The following is a 16,046-nucleotide window of genomic DNA, read 5'->3' as shown; positions in this document are numbered from 1 at the left end:
AAACCGCATAAATACGCCGAATATCGGTAAAAATTGTATAAAGTCAGACGCTTATTCAGCACTTAGATAATATGGCACTCACCTTGCAACTTATCTAGCATTAATTGTTAACAATTTGTGAGAATATAGTATGGCGGGTTCGGTTGAATTAATCAAAACCAGCAAGTTTTATGACGGCCACCGGGCAGTTGATGGCATCAACCTCAAGGTACCTGGTGGCAGCTATTGTTGTTTGCTGGGTCCCAGTGGTTGTGGCAAAAGCACCACCTTGCGAATGATCGCCGGGCATGAAGATGTATCCGATGGCGATATCCTGCTCGACAATCGCAATGTGACCCTGTTGTCGCCACGCCAGCGCGGCACCGCCATGATGTTTCAGAACTACGCGCTGTTTCCGCATCTGTCGTGTCGGGACAACGTAGCCTATGGCTTGAAAATCGCAGGCAAGGGCAAGGCAGAACGCCACCGTGCCGCTGAAGAAATGCTGGATCTGGTCAACATGGGTGCATTTGCTGACAAGTTGCCCGGTCAGCTCTCAGGCGGGCAGCAACAGCGCATCGCTCTGGCCCGGGCGTTGATCTGCCGGCCGGATGTAGTGCTGTTGGACGAACCTTTATCAGCACTCGATCCGTTCTTGCGCGTGCGAATGCGCAAAGAATTAAAAAGCTTACAGCAACAGCTTGGCTTAACCTTTATCCATGTCACCCATTCGCAGGAAGAGGCGTTTGCTTTAGCAGATCTCGCCATCGTGATGTCAGATGGACGCATCGAGCAAAGCGGTCACCCACGTGACATTTTTGAAGCGCCGCGAACCGCATTCGTGGCCAACTTTATTGGTGGACACAATGTCCTGCAGCCCAACGATGGCATGCCAGCCGACCTGAGCCACCCTTTCTCCATCCGCGCCGATCATCTGGTCATCGAGCCTCTGGATTATACCCCACCCAATACGCTTACCCGCCTGGAAGCGACCATCGTTGATGTCGAGTTTCAGGCACAGTTTTTCTTCGTGGAAACCCGACTGGACGACGGCCAGACGGTGATGTGCTACCTCCCCGAAGCCCGGATGAATGAATCTCTGGTGTGTCTCGGTCAGCGTGTTGCGCTGCACTGGGAAAAGAGTGCCATCAATCTGTTCGACCCACCTGCAACAACTCGCTGAGGAACCAACGATGAATGACAACCATACCCCCGAAAACACCGAAGAACTGACCTCTAAAAGTAAAGGCTGTCTCGCCGTAAGCTACTCAAAGGTGCCGCTAGTGTCGGCGCAGTGGCCCTGGGCAGTGGCGCCATTACCGGCTTTCCGCTGATCTGGGCGCAGAACATCAAAAACGTGACACTGCGCCAGTTTGGCACCGGGGTTTCTAACCTCAACGCCATCGCCGACAAGTGCAAGGAAGACCTGGGCTTTAACCTCCAGTTGACCTCCCTGGATTCCGACAGCGTTACCCAACGCGCAGTCACCCAACCTAATTCCTATGACATCGCCGATATTGAGTACTGGATCTGCAAAAAGGTGTTCCCATCAGGTGCAATGCAACCCCTGGATGTGCGGCGACTCACCAATTACGACAAAATTTCGCCGCTGTTTATTACCGGCAAACTGTCTGAAGATGCCGAGATCGCTCAGGGAACAGCCCCTCACACCGTGGGGTTTGTTCCGGATCGGAATGCCACTGTTTTCGCCGACAGCCCTACCGACTGGATGACGCTGATCCCTACGATTTACAATGCCGATACTCTGGGCATTCGACCAGACCTGGTGGGCAGACCCATCACCAGTTGGGCCGACATTATGGACCCTGCCTTCAAAGGCCAGACCTCAATCATCAATATTCCATCGATCGGTATTATGGATGCAGCGATGATTTGCGAAGCCATGGGCGCAATCAGCTATTCCGACAAGGGCAACATGACCCGGGAGGAGATCGACCAGACCATAGAAATCCTGAAGGCTGCAAAACGCGACGGGCAGTTCCGCGCTTTTTGGAAAACCTTCGACGAATCAGTAAATCTGATGGCCTCGGGTGAGGTGCTGATCCAGAGCATGTGGTCTCCAGCCGTTGCTGCGGTGCGCAGCCAGGGTGTCCCCTGTGTTTATCAGCCACTGAAAGAAGGTTACCGCGCCTGGGGCGGTGGACTGGGTCTGGCATCGCACCTGTCGGGTCTGGAACTTGATGCGGCTTATGAATACATCGACTGGTACCTGTCAGGCTGGGTCGGTGCATACCTGAACCGCCAGGGCTACTACAGTGCTGCACCGGAAACTTCACGGGCTCACATGAGCGAAGACGAATGGGGTTTCTGGATGCAAGGCCAGGCGGCACAGGGCGATATTGTGAGCCCGAACGGTGATGTGATGGAAAAAGCAGGCGCGGTACGTGACGGTGGCTCTTTTGAAGAGCGTATGGGTAGCGTGGCATGCTGGAATTCGGTCATGGACGAGAACCAGTACATGGTGCGTAAATGGAACGAATTCATCGTTTCCTGACCCTAACCTCGCCGGTGCCAGCGTATGTTGGCACCGGTATTTTAAGGAGTTTTTATGGCCCCTATGATAACAGCCCACAACCGGCACAGCTATTGGCAGGCGCTGCCGTTAACGCTGGTGCTACTGGCGTTTCTGGTGTTTCCCGTCGTGGTGATCGGCATTGTCAGCTTCTGGGACTACAATTCCTACTCACTGATACCGGGTTTTATCCTCGATAATTACCAGTATCTGCTGTCTTCGCCAGTCACGTTACAAGCCTACTTGAATACGTTCAAATACGCGGCCCTGACCTGGTTCTTCACCCTGTCGATTGGCTTTACGGTGGCCTATTTTCTTGCTTTCCACATACGCTCTCCACGCATGCAAACACTCTGCTTCGTCATCTGCACGGTGCCATTTTTTACCTCAAACATTATCCGCATGATTTCCTGGATCCCCCTGCTCGGACGCAATGGCCTGGTTAACTCCACGTTGCAGTCAGGCGGGCTGATTGACCAGCCTTTAAGCTTTTTGCTCTACAGTGATTTTGCTGTGGTGCTGGCCTATGTGCATCTTTATACGCTGTTCATGGTAGTGCCTGTTTTCAACAGCATGATGCGCATCGACCGAAACCTGGTGGAAGCGGCGGTAGATGCCGGCGCTTCTGGCTTTCAAATACTCAAGGATATTATTGTGCCTCTGTCCCGGTCCGGCATCATTGTCGGCAGTATTTTCGTTTTCACCCTGGTGATGGGCGATTTCGTCACAGTCAAGATCATGGGCGGCGGTATCAAGGCCAACGTAGGCATGATGATCTACAACGAGATATCCCTGTTGCAATACCCCGCTGCCGCTGCGAGCGCCATCGTCCTGCTCGCCACGGTTATGATCATGCTGGTGATCCTGTTCCGGCTGGTCAACATACGCAAGGAGCTGTAGCCATGAATAAACGACCTCGCAGTTTTTATCTGCTGGCGGCATTTTTCGCCCTCTTCGTATTGTTTCTGTACGGCCCGACGCTGACCATTGCCCTGCTCTCTTTTCAAGGACCCGGTGGCGGCCTGACTTTTCCCATGCGCGGTCTTTCCTGGCACTGGTTCAGGCAGTTGTTCGAAGCCCAGGCCGTGGGTAACTTCGGAACCTCGTTGCGACGCTCGCTGATTCTCGGACTGGCCGTCATGGTTTGCACGGTGGTGTTTTCTTTCCTCGCCGGTCTGGCCTTCCGCAAGCGTTTCGCCGGTCAATCAGTGATTTTCTATCTGACATTGACCAGCTTGATCATTCCCTCCATTTTGATCAGTCTTGGCATCGGGCTGATGTTTGACCGACTGGATATCGAACCGGCCTGGTACAGCTCTGGCTTCGGTTCGCACCTGACCTGGACCTTGCCGTTTGGCTTACTGATCATGTTCGCTGTATTCAATCGCTTTAACCCAAGCTACGAAATGGCATCGGTGGACCTCGGTGCCTCTCACTGGCAGACCTTCCGCTATATTCTGCTGCCACTGCTAGCGCCCAGCCTGATGGGCATCGGTCTGTTCGGGTTCACGCTCAGTTATGACGAATTCGCGCGCACACTGATGACCTCAGGCAGCTTTAATACGCTGCCACTCGAATTGTTCGCAATGACCACCAATGTCACCAGCTGTTTTGTATGCACTGGGGACCCTGACCACGGCGATATCCCTGTCCGTCATCGCACTGACGTTAATTGCGTTACGACTATTCCGGCGTAAGCCAGGGAGGGATGCCGATAAATGATTGCCATCATTAACCCCAACGCCTCAGTGTCAATGACCGAACAACTGGCACGTGAGTGCAACGCGCTGAGTGGCTTGCATCACCAACTCACCTTTCACCGCTGCGCCGAAGCCCCGGCCAGCATTGAAGGTTACAGCGATGGAGTATCGGCAGCTTACTGGGTCGCGCACAAGGTGCGTCAGCTGGAGTCTGGTCCAACGCCACCCTCGGCCTACGTGATCGCCTGCTTCGACGACACTGGCCTTGATGGAGCCCGGGAACTGACCCGTGCCCCGGTGCTAGGCATCGGCGAGATGGCAATGCATACCGCCACACTGCTGTGCCAGAAATTTTGCGTCATGACCACGCTGGAACGATCCGTACCGATCCTGACCCGTAACCTGCACCACTACGGACTGGCCTCTCGTTGCGCAGGCATTTTTGCGTCCAAAGTACCGGTGCTGGCACTGGAACAGGACCCCGACAGCTATCAGCGCGTGCTCGACGCTGCCCGCCAGTCACTCGAATTGAATAACGGCGAGGCGCTTGTATTAGGCTGTGCAGGTATGGGCCAGTGGGTTCGGCGTATGGAAGCGGATCTGTCTATCCCGGTGCTCGACGGCGTGCGCATCGCTGTGACATTTGCCGACGCCATGGTGGGACTGGGTCTTAAGACAAGTAAGGTACTGAGTTATCAGTTTCCGGAAGTAAAAGCCGCCGAGCCAACGCCTACCAGAGGATAAATAGGCATACCATCCAGCACTCACCATCAGGAACCATGTTACCCGTATTAGCTCACGGCCTCCCAGATAATCTACTAGGCGACGCGCTGGCGTTGCTGCGCCGTGCTAAAAATCATCCATGCTTGCCTTAATTTCGCAATATCGTCCAATCTTTTTGGTTTGGAATTGGGTAATCTGCCTCTATTGATTTGGGTTATTCGCAGAGGGTTGTGATGTTGACTGAAAATCGTTTTCAATTTGCTAAAAGTACCGTTCTTGATGAGATCATGTTGCTTGAAGCTTCTATGAGTGATTTTTCTTACGGCACCCATGCCCATGAAGAATTTTCCTTTGGTGTGACCTTATCTGGCCGCCAGGACTTTTTTGCATTGGGCGAACATCACAAAAGTTACTCTGGCAATGTCATTGTGTTTAATCCAGAAGACGCCCACGACGGCCACTCCGGTGGCGACGATACTCTGCATTATAAAATGCTGTACGTTCACCCTGATCAATTATTGCCTATGTTGCAAAGTGCGGGCGTTCGCCGAGTACAAGATTTTCGGATTGAGCAGCTTGTGCAAAACGACACAATATTAAAGGCCCATGTTTTGCGCTTGGCTGCATTGGTAGAAAGTGACTCTTCATCAGCGCTGGAATATTCGTCTGCGTTGTTTGAGTTTGCTGAATATCTTGCTTATCAGCAGGGCATCCCCCGCCCTGTTGGCCTAGTGGAATCTAAACGACGTGCCAAAGACCCTGTTTTTGAGCGAGTACGTGATTATCTGCACGCCCATGTTGGCGAGGAAGTCTCTTTGGATGAATTAAGCCAAGTGGCGCATATTTCGAAGTATCACTTGCTGCGATGTTTTCGGGATTATTTCGGCATGACGCCCCATCAATATTGGCAAAATTACCGCATCAATCGCGCCAAAGAGGCCCTAGAGCTGGGGATGCCACTAGCCGATGTCGCCTTTACCTTCGGCTTTAGCGATTTAAGTTACTTTAATCGACGTTTCAAGCCAATGTTTGGCCTCACCCCTTATCAATTTAGGCGCACCTTGCTGCGAACTTAGTAGCCAAACCCACCTTAGATTTTACTCATTTTCCTATTACCTATTTTTATCAAATATCCATTTGAGGGATTCTTATGCTCGAAATAATCATCTATGCCTTTGGCATTATGTACAGTCCAGGTCCAGCCAATATGTTGGCGTTGTTCGCTGGTATCAGTGGACAGGGCTGGCGTGCTTTTCTGTACTGTGTCGGTGTGGGGCTTGCCATGCTGATCTTGTTTCTACTGATAGGTTATCTTGGCAGTGAGATTATTCCCATAAAATATCAATCGCTTATTGCTATTTTAGGTGGAATTTATATTGCCTATCTTGGAGTAAAAATCCTGTATTCGAGTTTTCAACAACAAGCCAGCCATGTCAAAAACGCTTCAGTGAACTTTAAAACGGGCCTTATTTTACAACTCTGTAACCCTAAGGCTTTAGTGGCAATAATACCTATTGTCACAGTGCAATTTCCACGATCACAGATCGAAGGTGGGCAAATTGCTTTATGGTCACTGGGACTTTCCATCATGGCATGCGGTGCACCGAGTGTGTATTTATTGGCAGGTGCTCGTCTTAAAAAAGCCGCGATGAACCCCAAGGTGATGACATGGGTGAATAGAGTGATGGCGTTGTTGTTATTCTATGTGGCATATCGGTTTATCTTCGCTTAATGAAAATTTACAGAATGACTACAAAGTACCAATATTTGTAATCCTCCCAGAAATCCGGGCAACCAGGGTGAGGTTAATTACCTGAGCTGACTATCCTTGCTGCCACGACGGTTTATTCCGCTTGAATTAACCTCCTGCTTTTCGAGAGCTGACTGACAGGCAATACACAGTTTAACGCCAGGAATCGCCTGGCGGCGCTTTTCTGGAATAACACAGTCACACTCTTCACAATGGACGGCACTCTCACCCTTGGCTAATTTACTCCGGGCCTGCTGCACAGCATCGGCAACGCTCGCGTCAATTTGATCCTGTACCGCACCATCTCGTGACCAACCACCTGCCATTGTGCGCTCCGATTTCTAAAGGATTGATGTCCAAATCCAAGAGACTCCTTGATCCCTAATTAATACACCTGATCATGATCACCTATATCGACAAGGATAATATCTTTATCCTGAATCACCAGTTCCAGAACAATGCGGTAGCTTATGTTGATTGACACTGACGACAATCCAGCTAAACGCCCTTGCAGACCATGCAGCCTCAGGGAGGGATGGTACGGATTTATTTCCAGCAACTGCAAAGTTTTTTGATATTGGTTATGGATTTCAGGGTGCTTTCTTAAAAACTTTTTTGCACGCTTAAGATAACTGTCTGGATAAATGAGTTTATAGCCCATCCTTGACCTGCTGCATATGCTCATCCACAGAGCCTGTGCTGTAGCGCCCTGCAGCTATATCCGCTTTAGCTTCCAGTAGAGCAATCTCAAGCTCGTATTCTCGTAACTTGGCGTACTTTTCTAAATCCATGACAACGTATTTATCCCGCCCGCGGACGGAGATAATCACTTCCTCAGCTTTCAACAAACCCGCTTCAACAGCGGATACCCCCTTGGTTTTTAAATCGTTGGCAGTGACAATATTCATCAGGACAATCCTCTCAAGAGCACTATTAATAACACCATAAAGAGTACATCAAAAAAGGCTATCAAGCACGTTTAGTTCAGATCAGGACTCTAAGGCATTGCCCTGCATGATAGAGGCTAAATCCAGTCTCGTAGGCCAAAGATCTAAGGCGCGCTGCTTGATAGGTTCTGGCTGACTCAGTGGCAGAGGGAGCCAGGCGTCATTACCTTCGGCCAACCAGTGCGCAAACCCTTTACCCATCAGGGTTCCGGTGGTGTTGCCACGGCCATTATAACCACTGGCAGCAATCAGCCCGGGAGCTGGCTCAAAGATGCGCATCACATGATCCGGGGTAAATCCCATACGACCAGTCCAGCTGACCTGCCAATCCACGGCAGCTAATTGAGGAAAATAATGCTGCTGAATACGCTTGGCCCAGCAGCGCACAAAGGCGTCAGGTTTGCGCTCACCCCGCCCCAGGCTTCCCAGCATCAACCGGCCCGCTTTATCGCGGCGAATACTGCTGAGTACAGTACGTGTATCCCAGGCGCCTTGACCACCAGGCAAGATGCTTGCGGCGGCATCACCCTCCAAGGGCGCAGATGCCACCTGGTAGTAGTAACCGGCAAAGAAATGCTCAGACAGCTTCGACCAATCACCCTGAGTATAGGCGTTACTGGCCAGCACCACTTGATCCGCCCTGACCTGCCCGGTGGGCGTAGACACTAACCAGCTGTCTCCATCACGGGTCAGCGCCGTTACCGGACTGTGACAAAACAGCTGCGCCCCCAGGGAGACCGCTGCCCGCCCCAACCCACGCGTATAAGCGCAGGGGTTAATTGTGCCTGCGCGTCGATCCAGTAATGTGGCAGGAATTCTTCCACTCCCCGTCAAGGCCTCAACTTCGGCACCCTTAAACAGCTCAACAGGCGCCCCCTGACGACTGAACTGTTCAAAGCGCTGCTGCAAGGCTTTGACACCCTGCTGACTATGCGCCAGATGCAAGGTGCCTTGCTGTTTTGCCTCGCAATCTATGCCGTAGCGTTCAATCAGCTCAAACACCAATGCCGGTGCACCGCCCAACAGACGGTTAGCGCGTTCACCGCGTTCAGCGCCTAGGCGCTCACAGATATCTTCCGGTGGTAGCCACATGCCGGCATTCACCAGCCCGACATTACGGCCAGATCCACCTGCACCCACTTCATCAGCTTCCAGGACACAGCTGGAAATCCCCATCTCCTGCAGATGTACAGCGGTGGATAAACCGGTAATGCCACCACCGATAATACAGACCTGCGTCTGCACATCTGTATTCAGGCGCTGACTGACAGGCAGCGCCTCAGCCGATGTAAGCTGCCATAGACATTGTTCCAGCATAGCCATCTCCTTGCTGTTGCAGCATCTGGTTCAGGTGCAGGTTCAGTCGAACTTGATACCCTGTGCCAATGGCAGCTCACGTGAATAATTGACCGTATTGGTCTGACGGCGCATATAGCTTTTCCAGACATCCGAACCGGATTCACGACCACCCCCGGTCTCTTTTTCGCCACCGAAGGCACCACCAATTTCAGCACCACTGGGTCCGATATTGATGTTAGCAATACCACAATCACTGCCGACATCTGATACAAAGGTTTCCGCTTCGCGCACATCCGTGGTGAAAATGCATGAAGACAAGCCCTGCGGCACATCATTATTCAGTGCAACCGCTTCATCCAGTGTGGAATAACTGATCACATAAAGAATCGGGGCAAAGGTTTCCTGACGCACCAGATCTGTCTGGGCATCCATCTCGACTATGGCCGGTGAGACATAATAGGCATCCGGATAATGATCTTCCAACTGCCGCTCACCACCATAAACCCTGGCACCTGCATCGCGGGCTTTTTGCAGCGCTGTTTGCATATTCTGGTAGGCATCCGCATCGATCAATGGACCGACCAGCGCGCCCTCCAAAGGATGACCCACCACGATGCCACTGTAAGATTTTTTCAACCGTGTCAGCAGCTCTTCACGCAGAGAGGTATGCACGATCAGGCGACGCAGGGTAGTACAACGCTGCCCAGCCGTTCCCACCGCCGAAAACAGTATCGCCCTGACCGCCATATCCAGATCGGCACTCGGCGCTACGATCATGGCGTTGTTGCCACCCAACTCCAGAATACAACGGCCGAAACGGGCCGCGACTAACGGGGCCACTTCACGCCCCATCCGCGTACTGCCGGTTGCACTGATCAGCGCGACACGTGGGTCTTTGACCACGACTTCGCCCGCTTCACGCTCACCGATGACGACTTGGCTCAGTCCTGCCGGTGCATCGTCGCCGAAGTCCTGCATCGCCCGTTCCAGTAAGGCCTGACATGCCAGCGCGGTCAGCGGTGTTTTTTCCGATGGCTTCCACACCAGACTGTTGCCACACACCAGCGCCAGCGACGCATTCCAGGCCCAGGGAGCCACCGGAAAGTTGAAGGCGGTGATCAGACCAATAGTGCCCAGTGGATGCCAGGTTTCACGCATATGATGACCGGGACGCTCAGACGCGATGGTCAAACCAAACAACTGACGCGACTGACCCACGGCCAGATCGCAGATATCGATCATCTCCTGCACTTCGCCCAGGCCTTCCTGCAGAATCTTGCCGCACTCCCAGGAAACCAGTGCACCAAGGTCATCTTTGTGACGACGCAGAGAATCACCAAACAGGCGCACCAGTTCACCACGCCGTGGAGCAGGTACACAACGCCACTGTTCAAAGGCTGATTGTGCGGCGGTGATTTTCGCCTCTACCTCAGCCGGGGTATCGGTTTTCACCTGACCAATCACTTGCCCGTCTACCGGTGAAAATACGCTAAGATCACCACCCTGCCAGTTGGTTTCGCTGACACCCAAACGCTGCATTATTGCCTTAATCATGGTCACTCCTGTTAGTTCTCGGAATTAGCTCTCGGAATTAGTTCTCGGAATTGCTTTAACCCGAGTATGCTCAGTTGTCAGGGCTTTACACAAGCGACGTTTTTGACCAATATCATTCTTTTTTTTCATGACAGGCAGCCAAGCCAATGAATAAACGCCACCTCCCATCACTCAGTGCCATGCAATGCTTCGAAGCCGCTGCTCGGCATATGAGCTTTACCCGTGCCGCGAACGAGCTCAGCCTGACACAGAGCGCGGTGAGCAAACAGGTGTCGCAACTGGAAACCATCCTTGCCCATCATCTGTTTCGGCGCGTGCGCAAACGCCTGCAACTCACGCCAGAAGGCTCGGTATATCTGACGGAGGTGAGAAAAATTCTGTCACAGGTGGAAATGTCGACACGCTATATGCGCTCTTATGGTGCTGACAGCGAAGTACTGAATGTTGCCACGCTGCCTACCTTCGGATCGCGTTGGCTGATCCCCCGTCTGAAAGGCTTTCGCCTCAGTCACCCGGACATCTCGTTGAATATCACCAACCGCGCTGAACCTTTTGATATGGAAAAGGAACGCATAGATATAGCGTTTTTCTTTGGTCATGGTGCCTGGCCGGGTGCTGAATGTGTGCATTTGCTGGATGAGGAAGTGGTGCCTGTCTGTTCACCTGAGCTACTGACTGCGAAAGGCCTGCAAAACCCGATACAACTCACCCGCCTGGTATTGATGCAGAATGCGCAGCGCCCTGAAGCCTGGCATGACTGGTTTGAGGCTCAGGGTTTCTATACCGAACAAAGCTATCACGGCCCGCGCTTTGACAGCTTTTATATGTCCATCCGCGCCGCGCAAGCCGGTTGCGGAGTGGCATTGGTGCCGCGTTTTCTGGCCGCCGAAGAGCTGCAGGAAGGCAAGCTGGTGATTCCCTGGGATTATGCGCTGAAAAGCCGCGACGCCTATTATATGGCCTACCCGGAACACAAGGCGGAGTTGAGTAAAATAAGCCGTTTCACTGACTGGATTGCCACTCGATTGGAGCAGGATCTGAATTCAACATCACCCTGCGTTAACGAAATTTTGGAATGATCTCAAAGAAAAGTTTCACTTGTCGCAGGACTTGTTTATCTGTTCTGATAACAAAAAATGACTCAACCAGGAATTTTCCAGTGGATATGACCTACCTGACACCAGACCAGTTGCGCACCCTGTTTTCATCCGCCATGTCTGATATGTACCGCAGCGAAGTACCGCAGTATCAGACCCTGCTGGATCTGGTTGATGAGGTCAATCAGACTGTACTGGCCGACAACCCGGCGCTGAAACAGGCACTGGAAGAGCGCGGCGAACTGCAACGCCTAAGTCTGGAACGTCATGGCGCCATCCGCGTCGGACGGGCCGATGAGCTCGCCATGCTGCGCCGCCTGTTTGCGGTGATGGGGATGTACCCGGTTGGCTATTATGATCTGTCCAGCGCTGGTGTGCCGGTTCACTCCACCGCGTTTCGCCCGGTCGATGAGGCGGCGCTACAGCAAAATCCGTTTCGCATCTTCACTTCCCTGCTGCGCCTGGAACTGATTCAGGATCAAACCCTGCGTGAACAAGCCAGCCAGATACTGCAACAACGTGATATTTTTACCCCCGCCCTGAAACAACTGGTTGAGCTGGCTGAACAACAAGGGGGGCTCAACGCGGCACAGGGACAAGCCCTGATTACCGAAGCACTGGAAACCTTCCGCTGGCATGATACAGCCACTGTCGATGCGGCAACCTATCAGGCACTGCTGCAGCAGCACCGTCTGATAGCGGATGTAGTATGTTTTCGTGGTCCACACATCAATCACCTCACCCCGCGCACCCTGGATATCGATGCTGTACAGCTACGCATGCCGGACTATGATATTACGCCCAAGGCGGTGATCGAAGGGCCACCCCGGCAGCATTGTCCGGTGCTGTTACGCCAGACCAGTTTTAAAGCCCTGCAGGAAGCGGTGCGCTTTACTGATGGCAGTACAGGGCAGCACACCGCCCGCTTTGGTGAAATTGAACAACGCGGCATGGCACTGACCCTCAAGGGTCGCGAAATTTATGATCGGCTGTTAAATAATGCGCTGACACACCTTGCCGGGGAGCAGAACAATGCCAGTTATCAGCAGCAGTTAAGCCAGGCCTTTGAAACCTTCCCTGATCATGAAGACACTCTGCGCACACAGAAACTCGCCTATTTCCGCTACCGCCTGTCTGATAAAGGTCGTGAAGCCGCACCCCTGAGCAGCCTGCCGATACTGGAACAACTAATCGATGATGGACTGGTGCTGGCTGAGCCGATTATTTATGAAGACTTCCTGCCTGTCAGTGCCGCCGGTATCTTCCAATCCAACCTGGGTGATGAGGATAAAGCACTTCAGGCTGGCCAGGGCAATCAGGACGCCTTTGAAGACGCTTTGGGCACCGCTGTACTCGATCCATTTCAGCGTTATGCTGATCTGGAACAGGAATCACTTAACCGTACATTAAAACAACTCACAGCCTCCGACTTCGCCTAAATCACCCAAGTATTGTAAACTGAAGGCTTACCAGGTCTTCAGTGGACGTTACTTATGTCAGTATTCAAACCCGATCAAATTCAAATAGGTATCAGTGCCTGCCTGCTGGGCGAACAGGTCCGGTTTGATGGTGGGCATAAGCAATCACGCTACTGCATGGATGAACTGTCGCGGGTGTTTCACTATGTACCTGTCTGCCCGGAGATGGCCATCGGCATGGGCACACCACGCAAAACCATTCGCTTGGTAAATCACGAAGGTGAAGTCCGTGTTAAAGCCAGCGATGACAGCTTTGATGTCACGGAACAACTCAGTGACTATGCTACTGAGAAAACCGCTGAACTGAACTTTCTCAGTGGCTACATCGTCTGCGCCAAATCGCCGACTTGCGGTATGGAGCGCGTCAGACTTTATGACGGCAAGACCGGCTACAGCGAGAAAGCCGGTGTCGGCGTCTTCGCCCGCAGGCTGATGGAAACCTACCCGTTATTGCCGGTAGAAGAAGATGGTCGTCTGCATGACCTGGTGCTGCGAGAGAATTTTATCACCCGGGTGTTTGCCTATCATGACTGGCACACTCTGCTGGCTGAAGGGCTCAGCCGCAAAGCCATCGTGGCCTTTCATACCCGTTACAAGTATCTGCTGATGGCCCATCATCAGGAGCATTACCGTCAATTAGGTCGACTGGTGGCCAACTTCACCGATGATCTGGACCAGGATGCACACAACTATTTCACCCTGTTTATGCAGACACTGATGCACCATGCCAATCGCCGCAGCCATACCAATGTGCTGCAACATATTCAGGGATTTTTCTCCGATCGTCTGAATGCCAGGCAAAAGCAGGAACTCAAAGGCAGCATCGACAAGTACCGCGAAGGCCTGCTGCCCTTGCTGGTACCTGTGACGCTGATTCGACACTATCTGAATGAGTTTGAAGAGCCCTTCGTCGACCAGCAGGTTTACCTGAACCCGCACCCTGAAGAGCTGAAACTGCGTTACGGTTATTGAACCAGTTCAGCCGGGCAAACACGCACATTGTCAAAGCCGGCATCGCGCAGGTTCTGTGCCTGCAACTGACTCATCACTCCCTTGTCGCAATAGAGCCAGTATTCGCGGCTCTGGTCCAGTGCAGCAAAGCCACTGTGCAGGCGGTAAAAAGGCATGGCCAGAACCTCAACCTTAGACTGGGGCAATGGAGCCTTATCCACCTCATCCGGGGCACGCACATCCAGCACCACCACCTGATCATTGAGCGCTGCCGAAACCGGTAACAGATCTGTTGCGATCTCTCGGGCCGCCAGATCAGCCGGAATGTCGGTAATAGATTGGTAGCTGGCCAACGCCAGCGCATCCGCCATGACCGCCGGACTCAGTTTAGCCTCTGCCGCTTCTACCTCATGCAGTTTGGCTCGCGTTGTTGGACGATTGCTAATCACCGCACAGTATTCAGGAATCGCTTCAGCATACACCGCCGCACCGATCATCTTCGCCTGATCGATGATCGCCTGTTTATTGGTGGTAATCAGGGGCCGGAGAATCAAGCGATCCGTGGCCCGATCGATAACCTGCAGATTGGTCAGCGTCTGACTGGATACCTGAGAGATCGCCTCACCGGTGATCAGTGCGGTGGTTTTCAAGCGGTAGGCAATCCGGTCTGCGCAACGAATCATGCAGCGCTTCAACACCACCCCCATCAGCGCATTATCCACCTGGGTCAGAATATCTTCCACCACGTCTTCAAAGGGCACGGTAACAAACTTGACCTGGTGCGAGCGTCCATAACGCTGCCACAGGTAGTAAGCCACCTGTTTAACCCCCTCTTCATGCGCCGGGCCACCGAGACGGAAGAAGATAAAATGGGTATAGATGCCACGTTGCAACATCTGCCAGGTGGCCACACAGGAGTCATAACCACCAGAAATCAGCGTGGCCACATTTTCCTGGGTACCAGTGGATAACCCCCCATGCCCTCAAGGCGACGGTTGATAATAAACAGGCGCTGATGATGAATTTGTAACACCACCAGTTGATCCGGATTTTTCAGGCGCACACCGGCGTTATCGGTATGTTGAAAGAGGTAGCCACCGACATAACGTTCCAGATCGATAGAACGGAATTCATGCACGCCCGCGCGTTGCACCCGCACCGCAAAAGTCTGGCCACGCAGTGAATCGCCGACAGACTCAAGGGTCAGTTCACAGATACGATCAAAATCCGGCAGCTCGTATTCCTGTGCTTCCATAAAATGATGTATACCAGGGATACAGGTAAGCGCATCACTGATTTGCGTGGTAATCGCTTCCGGTGCGTCTTCCTCAACCTCCACTTCCAGCAGATCCCAACAGCCACCTACCCGTGTAGGTTCCCAGATCTCTTTGACAATCTGGCGAATATTTTTCTTCAGCTGCTTGATCTGCTGCTGACGAACGGCACGGCTTTTCACCGTCATTTCAGGGAAAAAACGAATAATATATTTCATGGCAGTTGGGGTAATCAGGGTTCCTGTCAGGCTTTTTTAACGAATTCAGACTTGAGTTTCATCGGTCCAATACCATCGATTTTGCAATCGATATCATGATCACCACCGACTAAACGGATATTCTTCACCCGCGTCCCCACTTTCACCACCAGTGACGACCCTTTAACCTTAAGGTCTTTGATCACCGTAACCGTATCGCCGTCTTGCAGCGGATTGCCGTTGGCATCGCGAATCCCGGAACCTTCTTCAGCAGCATCTGCAACAGCCTCTTTGGGCCACTCATGCGCACACTCAGGGCAGACAAACATCAACCCGTCTTCATAGGAATAGGTCGACCCACAGGCCGGGCAGTTAGGCAGATCACTCATGGCCATACCTTGTCTTTAGCAGGGAGATAGTAACCTTGCGTAGCGACAAGGCCTTGAAGGCTGCGCATCATGCCAGAAAATGGATAATTTTTCTATGGCTGGTGCGAAGGGGCTGCAAGCTAAAGGGGGATCATACTCCCCCTTATTACTCATTTACATTATTACTGCCCAGTTT

At 52.4% G+C, this 16,046-nt stretch carries 17 protein-coding genes; 10 read left to right on the top strand and 7 right to left on the bottom strand.

Annotation, left to right across the window (positions count from 1 at the left end; all coding sequences use genetic code 11):
• The first annotated feature begins 130 nt into the window (after positions 1-130).
• The 7 genes from LH51_RS10220 to LH51_RS10190 all read left to right on the top strand — a co-directional run bounded on the left by LH51_RS10220 (position 131) and on the right by LH51_RS10190 (position 6,667).
• Positions 131-1,162 carry an ABC transporter ATP-binding protein gene (locus tag LH51_RS10220; protein ID WP_036522052.1) on the top strand — a complete coding sequence of 344 codons (1,032 nt, stop codon included), beginning with the start codon at positions 131-133 and terminating at the stop codon, positions 1,160-1,162.
• A gap of 111 nt (positions 1,163-1,273) precedes the next feature.
• The gene (locus LH51_RS10215) at positions 1,274-2,494 is read left to right on the top strand and encodes an ABC transporter substrate-binding protein (protein ID WP_235263654.1); all 1,221 of its coding nucleotides are present in this window, start codon (positions 1,274-1,276) and stop codon (positions 2,492-2,494) included.
• A 54-nt stretch (positions 2,495-2,548) separates the two neighbouring features.
• Positions 2,549-3,412: an ABC transporter permease gene (locus tag LH51_RS10210; RefSeq protein WP_235263653.1), complete on the top strand. Its 864-nt coding sequence runs from the start codon at positions 2,549-2,551 to the stop codon at positions 3,410-3,412.
• A gap of 2 nt (positions 3,413-3,414) precedes the next feature.
• Complete coding sequence (locus tag LH51_RS10205) at positions 3,415-4,209, top strand: ABC transporter permease (protein WP_235263652.1); 795 nt, start codon at positions 3,415-3,417, stop codon at positions 4,207-4,209.
• Between the two features lie 21 nt (positions 4,210-4,230).
• Entirely contained in the window at positions 4,231-4,956 is a 726-nt protein-coding gene (locus tag LH51_RS10200; RefSeq protein ID WP_036522051.1) for an aspartate/glutamate racemase family protein, read from the top strand.
• Positions 4,957-5,168: 212 nt separating this feature from the next.
• The gene (locus tag LH51_RS10195) at positions 5,169-6,011 is read left to right on the top strand and encodes an AraC family transcriptional regulator (protein ID WP_036522050.1); all 843 of its coding nucleotides are present in this window, start codon (positions 5,169-5,171) and stop codon (positions 6,009-6,011) included.
• A 74-nt stretch (positions 6,012-6,085) separates the two neighbouring features.
• A complete protein-coding gene (locus LH51_RS10190) occupies positions 6,086-6,667 on the top strand; it encodes a LysE family translocator (RefSeq protein ID WP_036522048.1) in 582 nt (193 codons plus the stop codon).
• Positions 6,668-6,744: 77 nt separating this feature from the next.
• Here the strand turns inward: LH51_RS10190 and LH51_RS10185 are convergent, their stop codons facing one another.
• From LH51_RS10185 to amaB, 4 genes are all read right to left on the bottom strand, one after another.
• Complete coding sequence (locus LH51_RS10185; protein WP_036522047.1) at positions 6,745-7,011, bottom strand: DksA/TraR family C4-type zinc finger protein; 267 nt, start codon at positions 7,009-7,011, stop codon at positions 6,745-6,747.
• A 324-nt stretch (positions 7,012-7,335) separates the two neighbouring features.
• Positions 7,336-7,593, bottom strand: coding sequence for a type II toxin-antitoxin system prevent-host-death family antitoxin (locus LH51_RS10175; protein ID WP_036522045.1), 258 nt, complete (start codon positions 7,591-7,593; stop codon positions 7,336-7,338).
• An 81-nt stretch (positions 7,594-7,674) separates the two neighbouring features.
• Positions 7,675-8,949 (bottom strand): L-pipecolate oxidase, encoded by a 1,275-nt coding sequence (gene amaA, locus LH51_RS10170; protein WP_235263651.1) that lies wholly within the window; start codon positions 8,947-8,949, stop codon positions 7,675-7,677.
• Between the two features lie 42 nt (positions 8,950-8,991).
• Positions 8,992-10,485 carry an L-piperidine-6-carboxylate dehydrogenase gene (amaB, locus tag LH51_RS10165; protein ID WP_036522043.1) on the bottom strand — a complete coding sequence of 498 codons (1,494 nt, stop codon included), beginning with the start codon at positions 10,483-10,485 and terminating at the stop codon, positions 8,992-8,994.
• Positions 10,486-10,631: 146 nt separating this feature from the next.
• Between amaB and gcvA the strand changes: the two genes are divergently transcribed.
• The 3 genes from gcvA to LH51_RS10150 all read left to right on the top strand — a co-directional run bounded on the left by gcvA (position 10,632) and on the right by LH51_RS10150 (position 14,032).
• Complete coding sequence (gene gcvA, locus LH51_RS10160; RefSeq protein WP_052063647.1) at positions 10,632-11,564, top strand: transcriptional regulator GcvA; 933 nt, start codon at positions 10,632-10,634, stop codon at positions 11,562-11,564.
• 86 nt (positions 11,565-11,650) lie between these two features.
• Positions 11,651-13,021, top strand: coding sequence for a 2-oxoadipate dioxygenase/decarboxylase HglS (hglS, locus tag LH51_RS10155; RefSeq protein ID WP_144244243.1), 1,371 nt, complete (start codon positions 11,651-11,653; stop codon positions 13,019-13,021).
• A 54-nt stretch (positions 13,022-13,075) separates the two neighbouring features.
• Positions 13,076-14,032 (top strand): YbgA family protein, encoded by a 957-nt coding sequence (locus LH51_RS10150; RefSeq protein WP_036522041.1) that lies wholly within the window; start codon positions 13,076-13,078, stop codon positions 14,030-14,032.
• Here the strand turns inward: LH51_RS10150 and thiI are convergent.
• The 3 genes from thiI to LH51_RS10140 are packed head-to-tail and all read right to left on the bottom strand — an operon-like array spanning position 14,026 to position 15,871.
• Entirely contained in the window at positions 14,026-14,958 is a 933-nt protein-coding gene (thiI, locus tag LH51_RS21435) for a thiazole biosynthesis protein (RefSeq protein WP_200881962.1), read from the bottom strand. The two genes, LH51_RS10150 and thiI, sit on opposite strands and share 7 nt — an antisense overlap.
• The gene (locus LH51_RS21430; RefSeq protein WP_200881961.1) at positions 14,946-15,503 is read right to left on the bottom strand and encodes a THUMP domain-containing protein; all 558 of its coding nucleotides are present in this window, start codon (positions 15,501-15,503) and stop codon (positions 14,946-14,948) included. The genes thiI and LH51_RS21430 overlap by 13 nt, the downstream gene beginning before the upstream one ends.
• A gap of 26 nt (positions 15,504-15,529) precedes the next feature.
• Positions 15,530-15,871, bottom strand: a complete 342-nt coding sequence (locus LH51_RS10140; protein WP_036522039.1) for a zinc ribbon domain-containing protein YjdM — start codon at positions 15,869-15,871, stop codon at positions 15,530-15,532.
• Positions 15,872-16,046: the final 175 nt, after the last annotated feature.

Source organism: Nitrincola sp. A-D6 (genome assembly GCF_000764495.1).
In the GTDB taxonomy this organism is placed as follows: Bacteria; Pseudomonadota; Gammaproteobacteria; order Pseudomonadales; family Balneatricaceae; genus Nitrincola.
The sequence above is the reverse complement of the archived record's forward strand: the minus strand, read 5'-3'. Positions and strand labels throughout refer to the sequence as shown.

Excerpts from the sequence above, each read along its gene's own strand:
- LH51_RS10220 (WP_036522052.1), top strand. The coding sequence starts at position 131 with ATGGCGGGTTCGGTTGAATTAATCAAAACCAGCAAGTTTTATGACGGC.
- LH51_RS10210 (WP_235263653.1), top strand. The coding sequence starts at position 2,549 with ATGGCCCCTATGATAACAGCCCACAACCGGCACAGCTATTGGCAGGCG.
- LH51_RS10205 (WP_235263652.1), top strand. The coding sequence starts at position 3,415 with ATGAATAAACGACCTCGCAGTTTTTATCTGCTGGCGGCATTTTTCGCC.
- LH51_RS10200 (WP_036522051.1), top strand. The coding sequence starts at position 4,231 with ATGATTGCCATCATTAACCCCAACGCCTCAGTGTCAATGACCGAACAA.
- LH51_RS10195 (WP_036522050.1), top strand. The coding sequence starts at position 5,169 with ATGTTGACTGAAAATCGTTTTCAATTTGCTAAAAGTACCGTTCTTGAT.
- LH51_RS10190 (WP_036522048.1), top strand. The coding sequence starts at position 6,086 with ATGCTCGAAATAATCATCTATGCCTTTGGCATTATGTACAGTCCAGGT.
- LH51_RS10185 (WP_036522047.1), bottom strand. The coding sequence starts at position 7,011 with ATGGCAGGTGGTTGGTCACGAGATGGTGCGGTACAGGATCAAATTGAC.
- LH51_RS10175 (WP_036522045.1), bottom strand. The coding sequence starts at position 7,593 with ATGAATATTGTCACTGCCAACGATTTAAAAACCAAGGGGGTATCCGCT.
- amaA (WP_235263651.1), bottom strand. The coding sequence starts at position 8,949 with ATGCTGGAACAATGTCTATGGCAGCTTACATCGGCTGAGGCGCTGCCT.
- amaB (WP_036522043.1), bottom strand. The coding sequence starts at position 10,485 with ATGATTAAGGCAATAATGCAGCGTTTGGGTGTCAGCGAAACCAACTGG.
- gcvA (WP_052063647.1), top strand. The coding sequence starts at position 10,632 with ATGAATAAACGCCACCTCCCATCACTCAGTGCCATGCAATGCTTCGAA.
- hglS (WP_144244243.1), top strand. The coding sequence starts at position 11,651 with ATGACCTACCTGACACCAGACCAGTTGCGCACCCTGTTTTCATCCGCC.
- LH51_RS10150 (WP_036522041.1), top strand. The coding sequence starts at position 13,076 with ATGTCAGTATTCAAACCCGATCAAATTCAAATAGGTATCAGTGCCTGC.
- LH51_RS21430 (WP_200881961.1), bottom strand. The coding sequence starts at position 15,503 with ATGAAATATATTATTCGTTTTTTCCCTGAAATGACGGTGAAAAGCCGT.
- LH51_RS10140 (WP_036522039.1), bottom strand. The coding sequence starts at position 15,871 with ATGAGTGATCTGCCTAACTGCCCGGCCTGTGGGTCGACCTATTCCTAT.